General features: G+C 38.3%; 12 protein-coding genes. 7 read left to right on the top strand and 5 right to left on the bottom strand.

Annotated elements, in window-relative coordinates:
• On the bottom strand, window positions 1-2226 hold the full coding sequence (locus K345_RS0100205) for an NADP-dependent isocitrate dehydrogenase (protein ID WP_028972451.1): 2226 nt from the start codon (window positions 2224-2226) through the stop codon (window positions 1-3).
• A 237-nt stretch (window positions 2227-2463) separates the two neighbouring features.
• On the opposite strand from K345_RS0100205, the gene K345_RS0100200 reads away from it, so the two are divergent.
• The 7 genes from K345_RS0100200 to add all read left to right on the top strand — a co-directional run bounded on the left by K345_RS0100200 (window position 2464) and on the right by add (window position 11675).
• Window positions 2464-3774: a thymidine phosphorylase gene (locus K345_RS0100200; protein ID WP_028972450.1), complete on the top strand. Its 1311-nt coding sequence runs from the start codon at window positions 2464-2466 to the stop codon at window positions 3772-3774.
• Window positions 3771-5879 carry a single-stranded-DNA-specific exonuclease RecJ gene (gene recJ, locus K345_RS0100195; protein ID WP_028972449.1) on the top strand — a complete coding sequence of 703 codons (2109 nt, stop codon included), beginning with the start codon at window positions 3771-3773 and terminating at the stop codon, window positions 5877-5879. Before K345_RS0100200 ends, recJ begins: the two co-directional genes overlap by 4 nt.
• A 2-nt stretch (window positions 5880-5881) precedes the next feature.
• Window positions 5882-6811: a M23 family metallopeptidase gene (locus tag K345_RS19065; RefSeq protein ID WP_053227930.1), complete on the top strand. Its 930-nt coding sequence runs from the start codon at window positions 5882-5884 to the stop codon at window positions 6809-6811.
• Window positions 6812-6825: 14 nt separating this feature from the next.
• Entirely contained in the window at window positions 6826-7035 is a 210-nt protein-coding gene (gene rpsU / locus K345_RS0100185; protein ID WP_169714742.1) for a 30S ribosomal protein S21, read from the top strand.
• A 94-nt stretch (window positions 7036-7129) separates the two neighbouring features.
• The gene (locus tag K345_RS19060) at window positions 7130-7504 is read left to right on the top strand and encodes a rhodanese-like domain-containing protein (RefSeq protein ID WP_053227929.1); all 375 of its coding nucleotides are present in this window, start codon (window positions 7130-7132) and stop codon (window positions 7502-7504) included.
• 17 nt (window positions 7505-7521) lie between these two features.
• Window positions 7522-10473, top strand: a complete 2952-nt coding sequence (locus tag K345_RS19055) for an insulinase family protein (protein ID WP_053227928.1) — start codon at window positions 7522-7524, stop codon at window positions 10471-10473.
• Between the two features lie 110 nt (window positions 10474-10583).
• Window positions 10584-11675, top strand: a complete 1092-nt coding sequence (gene add, locus K345_RS19050) for an adenosine deaminase (protein ID WP_156888245.1) — start codon at window positions 10584-10586, stop codon at window positions 11673-11675.
• 73 nt (window positions 11676-11748) lie between these two features.
• Here add and gpmI read toward each other — a convergent pair whose 3' ends face one another.
• The 4 genes from gpmI to K345_RS0100150 all read right to left on the bottom strand — a co-directional run bounded on the left by gpmI (window position 11749) and on the right by K345_RS0100150 (window position 22471).
• On the bottom strand, window positions 11749-13398 hold the full coding sequence (gene gpmI / locus K345_RS0100165) for a 2,3-bisphosphoglycerate-independent phosphoglycerate mutase (RefSeq protein WP_028972447.1): 1650 nt from the start codon (window positions 13396-13398) through the stop codon (window positions 11749-11751).
• A 152-nt stretch (window positions 13399-13550) separates the two neighbouring features.
• A complete protein-coding gene (locus tag K345_RS0100160; RefSeq protein ID WP_028972446.1) occupies window positions 13551-14561 on the bottom strand; it encodes an SH3 domain-containing protein in 1011 nt (336 codons plus the stop codon).
• 59 nt (window positions 14562-14620) lie between these two features.
• A complete protein-coding gene (gene pbpC, locus K345_RS0100155) occupies window positions 14621-16963 on the bottom strand; it encodes a penicillin-binding protein 1C (RefSeq protein WP_028972445.1) in 2343 nt (780 codons plus the stop codon).
• Complete coding sequence (locus K345_RS0100150; RefSeq protein WP_053227926.1) at window positions 16964-22471, bottom strand: alpha-2-macroglobulin family protein; 5508 nt, start codon at window positions 22469-22471, stop codon at window positions 16964-16966.
• Window positions 22472-22508 lie beyond the last annotated feature (37 nt).

Below are 22508 nucleotides of genomic sequence, written 5' to 3'. Positions count from 1 at the left end.
TTATAGATTACTGTCCAGTATGGTATTAAAGGTCGCAGAGGGCCGCATGAGTTGACTTACCCTCTTTACATCCGGTTTGTAGTAGCCTTTCATATCAACCGCTGTGTTTTGACAGTTGATCAGCTCTTTCTCAATGGTGCTTTCCTTGTCCGCAAGTGCTTTGTAGAAAGGTGTAAATTGCTCTTTTAAGACAGCATCCTTTGTCTGTTCTGATAGGGCCTTGGCCCAGTAAAGACATAGAAAGAAATGACTTCCTCTATTGTCTATTTGTCCTGCTTTACGGCTGGGTGATTTATTGGCCTCTAATAGATTGGCTGTTGCTTCCTCTAAGGTTTCTCCTAAGATACCTGCTTTCGTATTGCCATAGGATTGGCTAAGGTGTTCCAGTGATACGGCAATAGCAAGAAATTCTCCTAAAGAATCCCATCTCAGGTGGTTCTCTTCCTGGAATTGCTGTACATGTTTAGGGGCCGATCCACCAGCTCCTGTTTCAAATAATCCACCTCCTTCCATGAGAGGAACAATGGATAACATCTTGGCTGATGTTCCTACTTCCAGGATGGGGAAGAGGTCTGTTAGATAATCTCTTAATACATTTCCTGTTACAGATATGGTATTCAATCCTTTTCGAATGCGTTGGAGGGTATACTCCGTTGCTTCTTCTGGAGACAGGATCTGAATGTCTAAACCTGTTGTCTCATATTGGGGAAGGTAGGTATTAATCTTATTAATGATCTGATTGTCATGAGCTCGTTTAGGATTTAACCAGAAGATAGCTGGATCTTGAGTGGCTTTAGCTCTCTTTACAGCTAAACCAATCCAATCTTGAATGGGGGCATCCTTTACCTGGCACATACGGAAGATATCACCCTGTTCTACTTCCTGTGAGAGAAGTACTTTTCCTTCACTGTTTATTGCCTGCATAACACCCTTTGATGGTGCAATAAAAGTTTTATCGTGGGAACCATATTCTTCGGCTTGCTGTGCCATGAGACCAATATTGGCTACAGACCCCATTGTGGTAGGATCAAAGGCTCCTTCCTTTTTACAGTTTTCTATTGTTTTTTGATAGATACCTGCATAGGATCGGTCAGGAATCAGGTAGAGTGTATCCTTCGAGTTGCCATCCGGTCCCCACATTTGTCCAGAGTTACGTATCGCTGCAGGCATGGAGGCATCAATAATGACATCACTGGGAACATGGAGGTTCGTGATTCCTTTATCAGAATTGACCATGGCCAAGTCTGGTTGTTCTTTATAACATTTATCTAGGTCTGCAAGGACTTGATCTTGAACATCCTTTGGCAATTCTTTGATTTTGTTAAGAATATCTGTCATTCCCAAGTTAGGGTCAACTGATAGCTTGGCAAACTCATCCTTATGTTTAGTGAAGAGGGATTCAAAATAAAGGGCGACAACCTGTCCAAAAAGAACTGGGTCAGATACCTTCATCATGGTGGCTTTTAAATGAACTGAGAAAAGAATATCTTCCTCTAATGCTTCTGACATGGCCGCTTTGATGGTTTGGCGAAGGTCGGATTGTTTTAGTACTGCCGCATCAAGAATCTCGCCTTTGAGTAAAGGCGCTGATTCTTTGAGAATCTGTGTATCTCCCTTCTCCGTTACAAATTCTATTGTAAAGCTATCCTCTTTATCTATAGTGATGGATTGTTCTGTATCAAAGAAGTCACCCTTTGTCATGGTATAAACATGGCTCTTGGATTGGCTGGACCATGCTCCCATCCTATGGGGATGATTCTTGGCATATTGTTTAACGGCTTTAGGAGCTCTTCTATCAGAGTTTCCTTCTCTAAGTACAGGATTAACAGCACTTCCTTTGATTTTGTCGTAGATTTTTTTGACTTTTCTATCCTCATCCGAATGAGGGGATTCAGGATAATTGGGGAGGGCATAGCCTTTATCCTGTAGCTCTTTTATGGCTGCTTTCAACTGGGGAATAGAAGCGGATATGTTCGGAAGTTTGATAACATTTGCTTCTGGTTCTTGAACGAGTTGACCTAATCGGGCTAGGTCATCAGGAATGCGTTGTTCTGGTTGTAAGTGTTCGGGAAAAGATGCCAATATTCTTCCTGCCAATGATATATCTGCCAGTTCAAAATCAACCTCAGCTGATTGGGCAAATTTCCTGATGATGGGTAATAAGGAATAGGTTGCCAAGGCGGGTGCTTCATCTGTTAAGGTATAGATGATCTTAGGGTCTTTCATGGTATCCTCTCTCAAATAATAAGGTGTTAACTTGGAGCTTATATTATTCCTTAAATGCCTGTTCAATGCAATGAGGCTTTGGGGATTTAAGTGAGAGTGAAAAGGGGGAATATAAAAAGTCCTCCAGGTTGGTGTATGGTATTATGAAAAATGAAAAAGGAGTTCTTTTTATTCACAACAATATCATGTACTTTTTTGAACTCTATCTATAATAATGTATATATAAAAGGAGGCCCCATGAGAGCTGTTGAAATTATAATGAAAAAACGTGACGGAAAAGCTTTATCCGAAGAAGAGCTCCGTTTTTTAATAGAAGGTTATGTGTCAGGAGATATTCCTGAATATCAGGTATCAGCTTGGTTAATGGCTGTTTATTTTAAAGGTATGACACCAGAAGAAACGGGATACTTAACAAAGCTTATGATTGAGTCAGGAGATGTTTTTGATCTCTCTGGTATAGAAGGTCCCTTTGTGGATAAACATTCTACTGGTGGTGTTGGAGACAAGGTTAGTTTGATATTAGCCCCTCTTGCCGCTTCTTGTGGATTAAAGGTTCCCATGATGTCTGGTCGTGCCTTAGGGCATACGGGAGGAACCCTGGATAAGCTGGATAGTATTGAAGGGTATTCTACTGCTCTAAGTGAAGATCAGATTCGTAAAGGTTTAACTGAGACTGGTATGATCATGACAGGACAAAGCAAAAAAGTAGTACCTGCAGATAGATTGATGTATGCCTTAAGGGATGTAACAGGAACTGTTGAATCCATACCTTTAATAACAGCTAGTATTATGAGTAAGAAATTTGCAGAGGGTGCCCAGAGTCTTATTTTTGATGTGAAATGTGGACAAGGAGCTTTCATGAAAGATTTTGATTCTGCAAAAGCTCTTGCTGAAAGCCTGGTAAATACAGGAAAGAGTCTAGGACGAAATGTCGTAGCTGTTCTGACAAGAATGGAAGAACCTCTTGGTGTGATGACTGGAAATTTTCTCGAAGTTGAAGAATCAATTAAGTGTTTGAAAGGGGAAGGCCCAAAGGATTTAATGGATGTTACCTATCGATTAACAGCCTGGATGTTAGTGGCAGGAGCTGTCTGTGAAAATGTGAAAGAGGCTGAAGCCCTCTGTCGTCAAAATATTAGTAATGGTAAGGCTCTCGATAAGTTTTATGAAAATGTGGCGTTCCAGGGTGGGGATGTGGAACAACTAAAGAAAGATTATGAGCAAAGAAGGAGCTCTTATAGTCTGGTTGTGGAATCTCCCGTTTCCGGTTATATTAGTGGTATAAATGCCCTCGAGGCCGGTTTAGGGGCTTCTGGTTTAGGAGCAGGCCGGAATAAAACAACCGATCCTGTTCTGTTTAATGTGGGATATGAATTTGTAAGAAAGACAGGAGATCTTGTGAAAACAGGAGAGCCTTTATGTGTTGTCTACGCCGAAGATCAAGAGAAATTAAAACATGGCGCAGAACGGATATTGTCAGCTTATTCTTTCTCAGATAATGAAATCCAGCAAGAGGGTATGATTCTCGCTGAGATTGCTTCAATATGATATGGAATAAAAAAGAAATCAATTCGTCCCTTGTAAGGGATATAGCACAGAATTATGAACTAGACTTATTAACATCTTCCATTCTTGCCAGAAGGGGGGTGCTACGCCCTGAGGATATCCGTTTCTTTATAGAGGAGGATTTTCGATTCCTCCATAACCCTTTTGAATTTGATCGTATGGATGATCTTGTTGATCGGATAAAACTGGCTCAAGATGAGGGCGAAAGGGTTCTTGTCTTTGGGGACCGTGATGTTGATGGTATTACCAGTACTGTCATCTTATATAATGCCCTGATAGGCCTGGGGCTAGAGGTTGAATGGGGTTTACCATTAGGCAATGATCCTTATGGTTTAACCATTAATGTTGTGGAAGAGTTCGCCAAAAACTCAGGTACACTTATCATCACCGTTGATTGTGGTATTAGTAATACAGAAGAAGTTAAAAGAGCTAATGAATTAGGTGTTGATGTCATGATATTGGATCATCATAATCCTGGAGAAGACCTTCCTGATGCATTAGTTATTATTAATCCCAAAATGGATGCCTGTGGTTATCCTCATAGGGATTTGGCAGGATGTGGTGTAGCTTCCAAAGTGGCCTTTGCCTTAGCTTTTGGTCAAACTGAGCTCTATAACCAGTCTTTTTGTTTGTTAAATATTCGTCCTTTAAATGACAGTTATCTCATAGAAGCCATAAAAGTATTGAATCTGAACATTCAATCCCGTCTTCATGAGGTAATAGTTCCCGGTGTTGGCGATCCCAAGACTATGGGAATCATTGATTTTCTACAGGGACAGCCTATATTTGTCTATCAAGGTAATACTCAGGAAGCTATGTTCCGTAAAATCTTCGGAAAGGCTTATGAAATCCATTATCTTGATATAGCTCCGAAAATTGCTGAGTCATTTCCCCCTCTAGCGGATCAAAGTTTGTTACGAATGAAAAGTAAAAGCCGGATATCCCGTTACACTGCCAAACCAGCAGAAGAAGTAGATATCTTTTATAGCATTTTCGTGACATACATGCTCAAAACTCAAGGGCAGCTTAATGATGTATACCGCAACACCTTAGATCTTGTTGCTATGGGAACATTAGCTGATCTTATGGATCTTAAAGATGAGAATCGAATTCTTGTTCGCAAAGGTTTGGAATTTTTAAGTGAGACTGAGAATCCGGGACTTCGTGAATTACTGAGGCGTTTAAAACTTTTTGGCAAAAAAATATCTGCCTCAGACGTGTCTTGGCAATTATCCCCTGTTATTAATTCTACTGGTCGTATGGGGCAACCTGATAAAGCTGTCAGATTATTAACTTCCAAAAATCAAGACGAAATCAATAAGCTTGTTGATCAGATCCTAGGTTTAAACAAAGAGAGGCGTCAACTGGGTGAAGATGCGTGGAATACCATATATCCCATGGGGCAGGAAAGTTTTGAAAGGCATAATAAGAGATTATGTGTCATCTATCATCCCGATATTCCTCGTGGTATTACTGGTATACTTGCCGCAAGATTGGTTCAGCGTTTTGATGCTCCAGCGATGGTCTGTACTCTACAGGATGATTATATTGTTGGTTCTGTAAGAGCCAATCGTAACTTCAATGCCATGAACTTTCTCAAAAGTCTTGAGAGTTTCTTTAGGGATTATGGTGGTCATGATGCTGCAGCTGGTTTTAGTTTGGATCAGGCAAAGAGGAATGAGTTTTTTCTTCAGGTAGAGACTACTATTGACCAATTCCATATGGAGGAATCCACTGAGGATACCCTTGATATTGATGCAGAGCTGCCACCGGATTATATGACTCCTGACTTAATAAAAGTGGTTGATAAATTGGAACCCTATGGAGAAGGTCATCGTCCTCTTGTTTTTGCTTTAAAAGATGCCTTAATTGAGAATATTGATCTCATAGGTAAGGGGGAAAAGAAACATGTCAAACTCCTTCTTGCTTATGGTAAGTATAAATGGCCTGCTATATTCTGGAACTCTGCAGACAGAGTTGGTTCTGATATTGTTCAAGGTAAATCTGTAAGTTTAGCTTTTCACTTGGGTCGTAATAATTTTTACAACCAGGAATCGCTTCAACTTACCCTATTGGATGTAAAATAATAATGTATAAATCATCGCTATTGATTTTTGTTCTTCTCTTTGTAGTTCTCTCAGCTTTTGCTGATGTATCATACTTTATTCCTTCTGAAGCTACCCAGGGAGGATACTTTTCTGTTTTTGTCAGAATGGAAGAAACTCCTCCATATCAGGTCACTCTCTATGACACTAAAGGAATAGAACGTTCTTATGACAAATTGTATCCATTGCCTAATGATCGTTCTCTTTATTATGGAGTCTTAGGTGTTGATAGCTGGTGGCCTGCGGGGGAATATAAGGTTGTCATTGAGGATGAAGATAGTTTTGAGATCTTCGAACAGACCATGACAATAAAGCAAAAGAATTTTCTTAGTGAAGATATTCCTTTAAATCAAAAAATGTCTAATCTTAGAACAGATGACTCTAAAAAACGTGCTGAGGAATCAGCAGAATTATGGTCTGTCATCAGTGCCAATGAGGAATCTGGATTTTATAGTATAGGTAATTTTGCGATTCCTCTCTCTTCCTATAAAAGACACAGTGCCTTTTATGGAGACAGAAGAGTCTACATCTATAGTGATGGTAAGAAAGCCACTAGTATTCATAACGGATTGGATTTTGCGGCTCCTGTTGGTACACCGGTTAAAGCTTGTAGTAAGGGGCAGGTTGTTATGGCTCAATCTCGAATTATCACAGGTAATACTATTATCATTGAGCATCTCCCGGGAGTGTATTCCTTATATTATCATCTGGATGAGTTACTCTGTAAGGTAGGTGATATTGTTGAACGGGATTCTCTTATCGGTAAAGTAGGTTCTACTGGATTGGTCACAGGGCCTCATTTACACTTTGAAGTACGCATACAAACCATTCCTGTTGATCCATTGCTTCTATTTGACAATCCTCTTCTTGACAAGACTCAATTAATCCATATGATGAGAAGCACTAAACAATAAGGGAGGTGATTCCTATCGCCGTTATTCGAGTAGATGATAACGAAGTTTTAGAAAAAGCAATCAAACGTTTTAAGCGTATGGTTGAAAAGGAAGGCATCATTCGAGAATGGAAGAAGCGTGAGTATTTTGAAAAACCTTCAACCATCAAGAATAAGAAGAGAAAAGCCTTAGAGCGAAAGCAGGCTAAAAAACTTCGAAAGTTGCAACAATCCAACAAACACTAGGAATCCCGAGCCCCTTATGGGGCTCTTTTTTTTGATATTATTAGTTGACGATATAATGTTTTAGATAGATCTTTTGATATCAAAGGAGATCTATATGCAAAAAATCATATTTATTATTGTTATTGTTTTGGTTATTGCCATTGCCTTTCCTATTTTTGCTGCCCCAAAAGCAGATCCAGCTAAATATGAATGGTTAAAGAATCAGATTGAAACAAATAAGAAACTCATAATACTGGATGTTCGCACTAAGGAAGAGTACAACAGAGGCCATATTCCAGGTGCTAAGCTCTATCCTGTGGATCAATTAAGAAATAATTATCCTAAAGCCTCAAAGGATCAGCAACTAGTTGTTTATTGTCGATCTGGTAATCGCTCAGCTCTTGCCAAAAGAACACTGGAGAGTTTAGGATACACAAATGTCTATGATTTTGGTGGTTTATATAACTGGCAGGATCCCTTAGAAAAATAAACAAAAGGATACATTCTATGCATAAAGTCGGTGGTTCCATTGCAGGATTTACTGTTTATAAGGTTGAAGAGCTTCCTGAATTCAGAAGTACTGGAATATACCTAAAACATAATAAAACCAATATGGAGGTACTGGCTCTTCAGAATGATGATCCTGAAAACTTATTCGCCTTTGCCTTCAAAACTTTTCCTGAGGATTCAACTGGTGTCGCTCATATATTGGAACACTCAGTTTTATCCGGATCTAAGAAATTTCCTGTAAAGGATCCCTTTCTTAATTTACTCAAAGGAAGTATCAATACTTTTCTTAATGCCTTTACATTCCCTGATAAAACTGTATACCCGGGTGCTTCAACCAACAAGAAAGATTATTTTAATCTGTTAAATGTCTATAGTGATGCTGTATTCAATCCTCTACTGAAGGAAGAAATATTCCAGCAGGAAGGACATCGCCTTGTGATAGACGATCAGGGTAATTTATCCATATCCGGTGTTGTTTACAATGAAATGAAAGGGAATTATTCAAATCAGGATTCCATTGCTTCTGAGTGGAGCCTGCGAGCTGTATTTGATAACGGTCCTTATAGTTATGATTCTGGTGGTGATCCTAAATACATCCCTGATTTAACATATGATCAATTTGTTGAATTTCATAAAACCTTGTATCATCCATCCAACTGTCAGTTATTCTTGTATGGAGATATTCCATTAGAAGAACAATTAGCCTTTCTTGAAGAAAACTATCTAAAGGAATATACCCAGAGCCTGCCCCCAAGAGAATTGCCCCGTAGTTCTACCTGGTCAAATCCAAAACAAGTAGCTATTCCTTTTCCTGGTTCGGAGAATGCAGATTCCCAAAGGGAAAGTTCTGTACTTCTCAGTTGGAAAACGGCTGATGTCATGGATCCTGTTGAGCTACTGTCCCTCGATATTTTAAGTGAGTTGCTAATCGGGCATTCTGGATCTCCCTTACTAAAAGCTTTAGTCGATTCAGGTATTGGTGAAGATTTATCACCTGTATCAGGATACGAAACAGAAGTCCGCGAATCTGTGTTTACAGTAGGTTTAAGGGGGATGTCTAACGAAGATCAGGATAAATTCAATGAATTGGTTTTTGCTACCCTGAATGAGATAAAACAGGATGGTTTTTCTGCGGAAGCAGTGGATGGTACAATCCGGGTTTTTGAATTCCACCAAAGAGAAATCAAAGGTGGCCCAGCGGGGTTGCGTTTGATGAGAAGAGCTCTTCGAGGATGGTTACATGGCCAGGATCCTTTTGATTCAACCAGATTCACAAAATGGATGGATTTAGTTAAAAAAGCTTACCAGGAGGACTCAGACTATTTCGTTAAAATAATGGACAAATGGTTAATCTCAAACCCTCATAGAACCTTAGTCACCCTTTATCCAGATAAAGAGCTCCAAACAAGGGAAGACAAGGAACTACAAGCCAAATTAAGTAAGCACAAAGAAGTTCTTGGAGACGAAGGAATACAAGCTCTTTATACACAAAGAAAGAAATTTGAAGAATTCCAAAACAAACCGGATGCTCAGAAAGACCTGGATAAGATACCATTTTTATCATTGGATGATCTTCCCAAAACAGTACGTACTGTAGATTTTGATGTGTTATCAGAATCTCCTCATCTTATAACAGCTCAGAATGATTTTACCAATGGTATTGAGTATGTTGATTTTGTGTTTTCCCTGGAAGGTTTAGATAAAAAGTATTTGCCCTGGCTACAACTATTCCGAAAAGCTCTAACTGGAACGGGTACTTCCCAGCTAAGTTATGGTGATCTGGAAGAAACAATAAGATTAAAACTTGGGGGATTAAGTATTTACCCTTCCATTTCTTCTTCCATAGATGAGAACACATATGGTTCATTTTATTTACGGGTAAAATATTTATCAGAATATAGGAGTGAGGCTTTTGATCTTGTTAAAGAGATCATTGTGAATGCCGATTTGGATAACAAAAAACGTTTAAAGGATCTTTTGTTCGAACTACGTAATGATAGCAAATCCCATGTAATTCCTTCTGGCAATAGTTATGCCTCCAATAGAGCCGCTTCACATTTAAGTGAAGCTTCCCATCAGGAAGAACTTATAAATGGAATCAGTCAAATTTTCTTCCTAGATGAATTATATAGTGATTATCAGAAAGATGAAGACAAGCTGTTGAGCATGATGAGTAATGTATTTAAATCAATACGAGGTCATATCTTTAATCAAAATAACGTCGTTGTTAACATCATGGTTCAAGAGGCGAACACCTATAATGATGTGGCTAAGGAAGCTAATAAGTTAATTACAACATTAACTGAAGTTCCCCACGTTGATACTGTGAATATTCCCCCATTTGAGCAATCTAAGAAATCTCATGAGGCATGGTCTGTTCCTGCAACTGTTGGTTATGTAGCCACTGCTTTTAACGGTCCTCGTTTAGGCCAGTCCAATTTTGCTGCTTCTGTTGTCATATCTCATCTTTTACGGACTGGTTATTTATGGGAAAATATCAGAATGAGAGGGGGAGCCTACGGTGCTTCTGCTAATGCTTCTGCCTTGGAAGGAATATTTGCTTTTGCAACCTATCGTGATCCTAGAATAACAGGTTCTCTGGAAACGTTTAAGAATGGATTAGAGAGTATAGCTAATGGTGAATTCTCTGAAAAAGATCTGGAATTGGCTATAATAGGTGTTGTAGGAAGGGAAGAGCATCCTCTAAGTCCAAATGATAAGTTGTCCATTGGTTACCGGAGAAGACTTCTTAAAATAAAAAACAGTCTTCGGCAGGAGAAACGTGATCAAATCCTCAGTTTGAATCGACACTCATTAATTGAAACCGCAAAACACCTTTTATTAGCGATGGAAAAGAGCTATAGTTGTGTTATCAGTGGTAGTGAAATCATAGCAAAAGATGGGCTTAACGATCAAAAGACATGGACAATAGCTTCTTTACCGATATAAGTTATAAAATATGCAATTTTTTTTGTTAGATAAGGCCGATAACGATATAATAGAAGAAGGGCTTGGTGCTTTACCGAGCCTATTACTTACACTCAAAAGGCTTAAATAGTATGATAGATAATAGGGTTGAAGAACGGGATAAAGAAAGACTAATGGACTTCCTATCTCGTGTATCCAAGACAGAAATCCATATTCACGCAGAGATGACAGTTCGTCCCGAAACATATCTTGAGTTGAATAAGAAATACCAATTGGAATCTGCTATGAATACGGTGGATGACTTTGCGCAATACTTAAAGATATCAAGTCTTTCTGAGATGATTCAACACTTCTTTCATCTTCAGACTTTTTTTAAAGAACCAGAAGATTTTAAACTTATGGCTAGGGATGTCCTTCATTATGCCAAGAGTAATCAAATATTCTATATGGAAGTTTTTGTCAGTCCCTCTAAGGCTTTGCAAAATGGCATAGACTTTAATCAGATGATGCAAGCCTTGGAAACTGAATTTGAAATAATTGAACAAGAAGCGGGTGTTCGGATACTGATGCTTCTTGATGTGAGTCGTTCCTTTGGTCCTGAAAATGCCAATAATAACCTGGAGCTTCTCATTGGATATAACAAGAAGATATCTTCTTGTCATCGTTGTATTGGAATTGGCTTAGGTGGCGCTGAAGAAGGAAACCCCGCGCGGGACTATAAGAAAGTATTTCAGAAGGCACGAAGAGCCGGTTTACATGTTGTGTCACATGCAGGTGAAGAAGTAGAGTCTGAATCTATTTGGGAAGCTATTAAAGATCTAAAATCAGAAAGAATTGGTCATGGTACCAGTGCCATTAAAGATGAGAAATTAATGGAGTATCTCAAAAAGAAACAAATTCCCTTAGAGATCTGCCCAACAAGTAATGTTATCACTGGCAAATATGTGAAAGAAATGGGCTCTCATCCTATTAAAAAGTTCTTTCGATCAGAGTTGATGGTGACAATAAATACAGATGATCCCTTGTTGTTTGATGTCCAATTGAATGATGAATACTACAATTTGTATAAACATCTTAACTTGAGTGTAAAAGACATCGCTATTTTGATTGAAAACAATCTTAAGGCAACCTTTCTCAAGAAAAGGGAGAAAGACATCCTCCTCCAAAGAATGAAAGAGCAAGTTAAAAATGCTAGTCTTACTGTATGGGGAAGGACTCTTTAGTAAAGAGAAAGCTATTGATTACTCTTAATTGAGTAAAACAATAGCTTTTGGATTTATTTCATTTTGTAATTAATTACCATACCAATACACTAGGTTCATAATCAGCTGGTGCTTCATAACCTAGAAGTTCAATACAAGTAGCTGCCAAACTAGCGATACCCAAGTCAGATTTGAGTTCCTTCTTATAATCACCTTGGTAACCATGATCAACAATAAGGCAAGGTACTGGATTGAGAGAATGGCTGGTTTTGGCTTTGGGATTTCCATCTTCCTTTATGGTAACGGCTTTTGTCTTTTTATTGACTTCATACATATCATCAGCATTTCCATGATCTGCTGTTAATATCATAACTCCCCCAGCTTTTTTAACCGCTTTCTCTAGTCTTCCAAGGCTAATGTCCAAAGCTTCCATACTACAGATAACTGCTGCCATACTTCCTGTGTGACCAACCATATCTCCGTTAGGAAAATTCACTCTGATAAAATCATATTTACCTTCATCGACAACGTCAATCAATCGATCTGTGATTTCTGCAGCCTTCATCCAGGGTCTTTGTTCAAAAGGAATAATATCGGAAGGAATCTCTTCATAAGTCTCAATATCTTCCTTGAATTTTCCAGAACGGTTTCCGTTAAAGAAATAAGTCACATGACCATATTTCTGCGTTTCGCTGATAGCAAATTGCTTAACCCCAGTGGAGGCCAAATATTCACCCATAGTTCTATCTATACTTGGGGGGGATACCAGATATTGTGCAGGTATATGTAAATCTCCATCGTATTCCATCATTCCCGCATATTCCACTTTAGGACGTCTTTTTCGATCAAAATGAGAGAACTCATCTTCTTCAAAAGCTGCAGTGATTTCCAGGGCTCTATCCCCTCGGAAATTAAAATAGATAACAGAATCTCCATCTTCGATGGTTCCGACTGGTTTTCCGTCTTTTGCAATAACAAAAGGTGGTAAGTCTTGATCAATAGCTTCTGTTTCTTTACGCAAAGTCTCTATTGCTTCCTTGGTAGTAGCAAAAGTTCTTCCCTCACCTAAGACATGGGTCTCCCATCCTTTCTCCACCATAGGCCAATTGGCATTATATCTGTCCATAGTGATGTTCATTCGTCCACCACCAGAAGCTATCTGAGCATCAAAGGTAGAATCAGTGAGGGACGCTAAAAACTCCTCAAAGGGTAGGACATATTCAAGAGCTGTTGTTTCCCCTACATCACGTCCGTCTAATAGGGCATGAACACGAACCTGGCTAACGCCTGCTTCTTTTGCTTTTGTAATCATTGCTTTGAGATGGTCTATGTGACTATGTACATTACCATCTGAGAATAATCCAATAAAATGAACAGCCCCTTTTGTTGTTTTGGCATTGTTCATCAACTTGTTCCAAGTTGCCCCTTCGAACATGGCACCTGTCTCAATACTACTTGAGACTAGTTTCGCTCCTTGAGCAAAGACCCTTCCACATCCGATTGCATTGTGACCAACTTCACTATTGCCCATATCTCCATCTGAAGGTAAACCAACTGCTGTCCCATGTGCTTTTAACTTCGTATGGGGATGTTCAGCAGTGTAGCGATCTAAATTGGGTGTATAGGCTCTAGCAACAGCGTCACCTTCGGGGACTTTACCGTAGCCAACTCCATCCATGATAACAAGGACAACAGGTCCTTTTCGAGTTTTGACTTGACTCTTCTTACCTAAAGGTTCAACCATGATTTATTTCCTTTTGTATAGTTTTCAATAAAAAATTACCTAATATCCTGTCTTTATGCAAGCTTCAAAAAGAGAAGTAATAAAAGGGATAAAAAAAAGAGCTATCACAAAATAAAATTTGCAACAGCCCTTACTATTAAAAAAAGAGAATTCTATTCGATCGTTACAAACGTACCAAAGACCCAACCGTTTAATTCATCGGCTTTATACCAATAGTCTGTATCACCACCAATGGTGAATTGGCTCTTTGTTCTTTCAGTAATAGTGATACTTGTTCCATTGGATGTTACAGAGATAACGTTATCCAATGTTTCGTCTGGAGTAGATCTTACATTAACATTATCATCATTTATCGATCCAAATGCTGCAAAAGGTTCTGAAGATCTATCATTTCCAGAAACTGGTGCGGTATCATCAGTTTTGTTTTTCAATTCGTTCAGAGCTGTTTGGATTTGTCCTTTTAGCACTGAGGAATTGAATGTCAAAGCTCCTTCTAGCAATTCTGTTTTAACAGTTTCATTGGTAGTATGGTTGGCCTTGAATAACATCTTCAAACTTTCAATATCATTTTTTTCAGTTGATACTGTCTTTTCATCAAGATAACCACTGAAGAAGCCTTTTGTTGCAGAGACTTCATCCCAACCTAATACTTTGATGAAAGTCTTCGTTCCATCTTTGATGGGGGCAGTAGAACTATCTATAGATACTAAGGTTCCAAAGGGAATAATTCTAGAAGATGGTTCACTCATTGCAGGTTTTGTATATAAAACAGTATCGTCACTTGAAATCATACCTAATTTTGCCTGTGGAAATATGTTATTTGTTGGAACCCAAATATCTGTATCAGTAGTTGTATCTATCCTCTGAAATTCCATATCATTGGATGTTCCTCCAGCTATACTTGCATTACTGATTATTTCTGAGTAAACAGTAATAGCTTCACCATACCCTAAACTGACACTGGATTTTTTGAAGGTATTTGTCGCTTTGTCTGTTAACTTGTAAGTTTTTAAGTTCCAAATGCTATTATATGATTCCCAAGAACTACCTTGATTTGTATCGGCCACGGTAACTGTAGTTCCTGTCTCTCCACTTTGCTGTTCACTTTTATTACAACTTAGAAAAATCAATGGTAATAAAAGGACTAATCCTATTCTTTTCATTATTTTACTCCTGATAACTTTGACAGTATTTTATCAGACTAAAAGTTATTATACCAACATTATTTTGATAGAACTTCAAACCTGATTGAGTTTTCATTTCCCCATTTGTCTAGGACAGTTAGCTTATGCTGCCCTGTATTAGGTTTGTATTCTAATTTATGAGAATCAGTTGTTATACCAATAAGTTGATCATCTAGATGCCAATATAAAGTGCTATGGGGAATAGCCGTATGAGCTTCCATAATCATACTTTGACTCTGTCCATTGAAATCAATAGGCAGATATATTTGGGAATTAGTACTGGGACTCAAAATGGACAAGGATTGATTTTGGGATATGCCTTCTTTGAAAGGGGGCGGTGGAATATAGTCAAAATTCCTTTTTTGGTAATACCAGGCCATAGTGGGAGGTAGAACAAACCAATGTTTTGTAACAATGTCATCTACATCCATAATCTCTGTTGTCACTTGATATTCTTCATTACTGTCTAAATGCAACTCTTTGTGAAAAGGACATACTTGAGAACTTAATCCTTTTTCGGGTATCCATCTCATTATTGTATCATCACAGTAAGGACCTGGAAGGTAGCCACTTTGAACACATACTTCCGATTGAACTAAACCTGTGTGGTTGGGTTCGAAAGAGTTTGTTACAGGTAAATAAGAGAAAATATCGAATAATAAGGGAGCTGCCGCTAAACTTCCTGTTAATTTAGGTCGACCTTCTCCATTTGCATTCCCTACCCATACACCTACTGCATATTGAGGTGTGATTCCAATAGCCCATGCATCTCTATAACCATAGCTTGTTCCTGTTTTCCATGATACGGCTCTTCCTGAAGAAAACTCCTGCCAGGCTCCTTCTTCATTCGGTCTATTCACAGAAAGTAAGGTATCGAGAGTTAAACTGATAACACCTTTGGAGACAGGTGCTTTATGAACATTAGTTGACTGTTCTCCCTTAATATAATGTGGTGAAAAAAAAGTATATTCTGTATCCCTATTCTCTCTGAGGACACTTCGTCCCAGAGAAGCATAAAGACTTGTTAAGTTCCATAGAGTGGATTCTGCTCCTCCCAATATGAGAGTAATGCCATAGCTATCAACAGGACGATCTAGAGTTGTCATCCCAAAGCGTTTTAATTGGTTATAAAAGCGATCAATCCCATAGTCACGAAGCATTCTTGCAGTAGGTACATTAAGAGAGCTGGCGAGGGCTACACTTGCTTTAACAGCACCCATGTAATCTTGGTTGTAGTTTTCAGGTCTATACCCACCCATGAAAGTCGGTATATCCGCTATAAGAGAATCAGGTAAGATCATCCCATCATCTAACATACTTGCGTAAAGGAACGGCTTGAGCAGACTTCCCGTGCTTCGTCTTGCTTGGATAATATCTACATGTTTAGCACTGCCCCCATTAAAATTGATAGGTAAGTTTCCTTCATAAGCTAATACTTTTCCTGTAGGGACATCGATTATCAATGCTGCCATGTTGTGAATACCATTACCTTCCCATTTGTTGTAATGCCTAATGAGAACATCACCGATTTTTCTTTGGAGGTTAAGATCAATTGTTGTTGAAATTAGGCTTTTACTGTTTTGATGATGTTTATTATGGGTCATCATCAGATGATATCCCTCTTGGGCTATTTCATGGGGTTTTTGTGGTAAGGGCTCAATGATACTTAAGTTTAAAGTCTCTTCGTTGATGTACCTGTTTTTGTATAAGTTTTGTAATAGCCGATCTCTTTTGTCCTTTAGAAAACTTCTATTTTTCCCAAGATGAAGTAAGGATGGGCTATTGGGTAGAACAGCTAATAGGGCACTTTCTGCCCAACTTAAATTATCTGCTGATCTGTTAAAATAACGCCAGGCTGCTGTATCAAGACCTACAATATTACCACCATAGGGAGCATGAGAGGCAAAAAGTATGAGTATTTCATCTTTTGAATAGGAACATTCGATGCGAAGAGCAATGAACATCTCTTTAATTTTTTGCAGAATAGTTCTTTTTTGATTACCGTAGCTCAGACGGGCTACTTGCATGGTTATCGTACTAGCTCCGGATACGACTGAACCTTCTTGTATGTTCTGGATAGTAGCTCTTACCACAGCCATTGGATCTATTCCAGGATGGTAATAAAAATGATGATCTTCAAAATTTAATAAGGCCGTTTTGTATTTGTAGGGTAGTTTTTTTACTGGGGGAAAACGCCATTGCCCATCCTTCGCCAGCTGAGCAGATAGTAATTGATCATTCTTATCTAAGAGAACTGTCGAGTAATCATCCTTAAAAAGAGGACGAGGCAGAATAAAATAAAATACCAGGAGTGAAAATGATAGAAACCAAAAAACCGGATAGCGAACTATCCGGTCTTTTATTTTGCGAAAATCAATCATTTATTTACGACCTAGCCAGTATCCTGGGACCACTGCTTCAATAGAATTATCATACATAGCTTCTGCTTTGATCATAGGAAGGTAATAGGTTCCAGAGTAGGCATTATTGACTAGTACTTCAAAAGTTTTTGATTCATTTGCATTTAAAGAAAAGTATGTTAATACTCTATCGTCTCTAATGTCTCTATACTCATATCCACTATTTTTAACACCATCTCCAAGACTCATTCGTTCATTGTAGATTTCCCAACTAGTGGGAATCAGTTGTGTTAAGGCTAAATGTTCTACTTTGTTTCTTGTCCGATTTCTTAAGGTCACTTTTATTTTGATATCTTGGCCTTTAAAACTCACGCCAGGATTAACACTTCTTCCATTAAGATCCTGATAACGAACATCCATAGTTAGACCTTTACTAATAGGAGTTTCTTCTTTTTTGAGGGGTATTCCTGTTGTGAATAGTCTGAGATAAAGAGGGTTTTTACCAGTGTTCTTGATCTCTACTACCTTACTATCCTCATTAACTGAGAAGTCTCTCATCACAATATTCTTATCTGTAGTGATCTGATCTGATTGGTTATTATAGCTATAAAATGCATTGATCGGACTATTTTCCGATTGAGAAAGGGAATACTTTGCCATAGCAATAAGTGCATAGGATGTTGTTTGGGTACTCATATAGTCTTGACTACTAAGGCTATTGGCCAATGTTTTAGCCAAGTTAAAGGATTCCTTGTTTCTATCCAGCAACAAGGCAGATTCGAGTATCATCGCCTCATCTCTGGTTTTTGATCCAAAAGTACCAGAAGTCTCTACGTAATCATCAATTGATATTCCGGCATTACTAATCATGGAACTAGCAATCCTTTTTTGTCCTATCAACGCATAGGCTGATGCTAATCTCCAAAGTGCAGCACCTTGTAAGTTGTCCTGTTCTTTCAAGCGATTCATAGCACCTATCTGACCTTCCCCTGCTAGAGCCAATGTGTAAAGTCTATAAGCTTGATCAGCTATGGAACCTTTGCTAGTACCTTGCCATGTATTAGCTGTTTTTTTCTGGTAGGCCTGCCATCCTTGTAACAATCCTGTTGGGATAGCATAACCACGACTTTTTGCCTCCAGCAAGAAATGGCCTGCATAATTGCTACCCCAATTATTAACATGACTTTGGCCAGGCCAGTAGGAAAAGCCTCCCTCAAGAGTTTGAAAGCTTCCCAGTCTCTCAATTCCTGCTTTTATGTTGTCTTGTATTTGATTTATTTTCTCAGGAGTTAAATCCACAAATTTATCTAAATATACTTGGGGGAATACAGAACTTGTTGTTTGTTCTATACAACCGTGGGGGTAGCGAATGAGATAATCCAATCGTCTTTCAATATCTATGGGTGGCATTTGTGACAGTTCAAGTTTAATTCCGTTAGTCCCTTTGTACCCGAAGAAATTAACTTCACGTCTCCATGTTTCATTAGGTTGTAATAGTTGTGTATCTGTTCTAGTTGTAGTAACTGCGGGTATTCTGATAGGAACGTCAGTTTTATTGATAGCTGTATTGCTTCCAGAAGAGGCTAATAGGGTTGTTGTTATATGACCTGACTCATTAAGTATTCTGATCTTAAAACTAGTAGATTTATCATTTTCATGATCAAAAGAAATGGATTTTCTATTCTCTCCAATGATTTCTGCAGGACCTTGAACGCGAAGTGCCACACTAACGTCCTTAATGTTATCATTCATTCTGAACACTGTAACTGGGACCTCTACCTCTTCTTCTGGACCAACCGTTCTTGGTAAGGTCCCCAACACCATTAAGTCGTCTTTAACCTTTACAGATTTCTCAGCTACACCGAAAGATTGCTCTTTGGCTGCAATAACCATTATTCGAACAGCTCCTACATATTGAGGCATTTTAAATGTTTGAGTTTTTTGTTCTCCTGGACCTAAGGTTACAGGAGCAAAGACTTTGACGACAGGTTTGAATCTATTGACTTCTGATCCACCACCTTTCTTAATTCCATCTGAACCACCGATAGCGAGTAATGTATTTAATTTCCCTGAATAAGCATTCAAGATGTAATCGTATATGTCCCAGGTAGACAAATTAGAAGACTGCTTTTGATAAAAATGTCCCCAAGGATTAGGTGCTTTATAGGCTGTCAAACCTAATAATCCTTCATCAACTACAGCTAAGGAGTAGGTCATTCCTTTTCCAGTTCTTTCTTTGATTGTAATAGACACGTCTGATTCCGGTTTAAATACTTCAGTTGATAGGATTTCCGGATAGAGATGAGAGGCCGGGTTATCTACATAGATAGGCACCACTCCATAAAGCCGCAAAGGAAGATCATTAGCTGTCTGAAGGTGAGGTTGTAGATAGGTTACATGGGCATAAATATTAGGTGCCATCTCCGATTTTGCTTTAAAGCTATAGATAGTGTTTTCTTTCTTAGGTCTAATCCACTCTTGGGATATGATGGCCCCTTTGCTTTCTAATGTAACCAATACTCGACCTTGGTGAGATGTTGGAATGTTTAAGTTAATAGTATCACCAACATTATACTTGTCTTGGTCTGTTGTCATCATCAACATGGAAGCTCCACTTCCCCCGTCTTTTTGTGCACGACCGGCCCATCCTGGCCAATCTATATAAACAATTTTACTAGCTGAATGATTTCCCTTTGTATCAGTAACTCGTAACATATAACGACCCCAAGACGGGTATTTTACTTCAAAGTTCCAAGACCCTTTTCCGTTATTAATTTTCACATATCCAGAGCTAATAGGTTTGAGGTTATTTCGACTGACATAATTGGCAAGATCTTCTGAACCTGTTTCCCACCACCATCGCCAGTTTATCTTGTATAATTCTGCTTTTACTTGCCCCTGATTTATGGGTTTTCCTTGGCTATCCACCATCACAATATCTAAAGGGTGTTCTTTATCAGTCAAAAGCATTCCTCTAGCTTTGTCACCTTTTGGAGTTTTTATTCCAACATATTCATCATAAGGCCAGTAATCATAACTTGTGTATGAAGTACTAAAGTCTCCTGAAGGCTCAAAAACTTGAGTCTGAAAGGATGCTTTTAACTTACCAGGTGCTGTACCGTTTAAATATATTCTCTTGTAAATATCAGCGTTTCCTTCCTTGTCCAGATTCCCTTCAAAAAATTCTTGTTCTTCCACTTTGAAGGATCTGGAAGCGTCTTCAAAGGTGTATTCTGGATATTCTGTAAATCGGGTAGCAGTCGGTACAAAACTAACTTTAACTTCTGCCTCAAAATTAGGAGCTGAAGCCCCATGTAACCATTCTGAGTGTAACTGTCCTCGAATGGTATTTCCCGATAGTCCTTTTTCAGAATCTTCCAGGTTCAGGTCTATTTTAAGACGATTAGGTTTAACTGTTTCTACTTTGAGTATTTTTTCAAAAGATCTATTTCCCACTTTTATCTTAGCTGTCCAGTTACCTGTAGGTGCATTAGACTCTGTAACAAAAGGGAAATAGTAAAATCCATCAGTAGATTTGTTCTGAGTCTCTCTGTATGCCAGTTTCCCCTGGGCATTATATACCATTAAGGATACGGGATGACTGGAAGGAAGGGTCTTTTGGTAATCCACCAGAATAAAATTTAAATGGATAGTGTCTCCAGGTCTCCAAACTCCCCTTTCTCCAAATATAAAACCATCGAAGCCTTCTAAGTTTTTAACCCCTTCAACAGGGAAGTGGCTAATGGATAGTTTATTATTCTGATCCAGCTTCATGTAAGTTTTTTGATTCTTGTTTTGAGCTACTAGAAATCTTGGTAATGTATCTTTTTTGTATAGGTAAAATCCATTTCCATCTGTTGTCCCTTGATCTAATAGATTTTTCTGAAAGTCATAAAATGATAGCTGAGTATTAGGTAATGGCCCAGCTGTTTTAACATCTGTCGCACTTATATAATATTGGCCGCTAAAATCCTGTTTTGCCATCACCCCTATATCAGATATTAGTATATTCTTACTCTGTGTGATATCGTGATCACCCCATTTCATGTAATAAGCGAAGTGGGAGGGATCTTTTCTATATTTTCTATATCGCCAGCTTCCATAACTTGGTTGCCAATTGTCCCAGTAACTTGTTTCAGCTGCTTCTCCTGAATCTGACTCAAATACATTATTATTTTCTTGTCTGTCAGGATTTTCTGTATAACTACCATCGTGGTATTCTACTTGATCATGGGTAAATGTAAGTCTGAATCTAAACATTCCAGCAGGGTATTTTCTTAATAAAGGCTCTAGGTTTAAACCATGACGTACCCATATATCAGTTTTAGAGGAATCCCACTCAAGAGGTATTGTGTCTCGCCAAACGACTTTACCAACTCTATATAACTCCTTGTCACCGTTATAATCATTGATTTGGAGAAATTGAAGGATGTTATGATCCGGGATATGAGTAACTTCTATCATTACCCCATTAAGATTTCTTGTTTCAATAGGCAATGTTGCCCCTTGAGTTGTAGGTAGAATGTTTCCTTTACCTAAAAATCTAACTTCTGGAATTTCCCGGGGAAAGAATACTTTTCGTGTTTGGGGGTGTCCTAACTTATTGTCGCTTACATTTTTGATGGATTTATCTAGGTATAAATCAACTTTACCTTTGAACTTTGTTGTGGAATATACCTTTACAATATTCTTATCTATTTCAAAACGTAAATTGTCAGTCTCATTCCCTGTTTTAATCAACCCTTCCAGGTTTTGCTCCAGATTAAGACTATCAGTAAATTCAACCTGTATATATTCACTATCCTGTCTGATTGGTGATACCTGTGCTACATGAAAACTACCAAGGGCAGGAATGGTAAATTCAGATTGTAAGTTTTCTTTAATATCGAGGGTCTTTAACTCTAATTTCAATTTTACTTTTTGATCTGACTCTATTTTAGGAAGCTGACTTACCATGAGTCGATATTTGTTATTTCCTTCCTCTGTCCAAATTATTTGTTCATCTTTAATTCCATTGGATAATGAGGTAACCCTCTTTAAAAGGTTTATATCTTGAGCTTCAGAGAACTGATACTCACCATAATAATTCATAATATCATCACTATCTTCCGCCGTTTCAAGTCTGTTAGATAGTAATTCAACTGTAGGTAGGATAGTATGAAAATTAAAGGAAAAATCTTCTATATTTTTATTAGGTAGCAAATCATTTAAACTTACTTTAACCTGTATTGTTTCATCTATAGGCAATTCTGTTTTCGGTATGAACTCTAATAGATTATTATTGGTCCATTTTGCTTCCCCTTTTATATTGTGAGAAAATTCAAAGGGACTTGCAATATCTTGACCTATAAGGTCATCCTCAACAACAGGATCCACAAAAAGTACTTTGACACTACTATGTCTATCAATTAGTCCAGAGGTATGAGCTTGAACGACATTAGAATCGGCAGGAATCAACACTTTTGCCTGTTGTTGACAAGCCATAAGACTTAAAGCCAACACAATGGTCATTAAATAAAAACGTTTCAAAATTTTCTCCTTTATTTTCTCTTAAGAATAACACCTT

This window comes from Spirochaeta cellobiosiphila DSM 17781 (assembly GCF_000426705.1).
Taxonomy (GTDB): Bacteria; Spirochaetota; Spirochaetia; order DSM-17781; family DSM-17781; genus Spirochaeta_E; species Spirochaeta_E cellobiosiphila.
The sequence above is the reverse complement of the archived record's forward strand: the minus strand, read 5'-3'. Positions and strand labels throughout refer to the sequence as shown.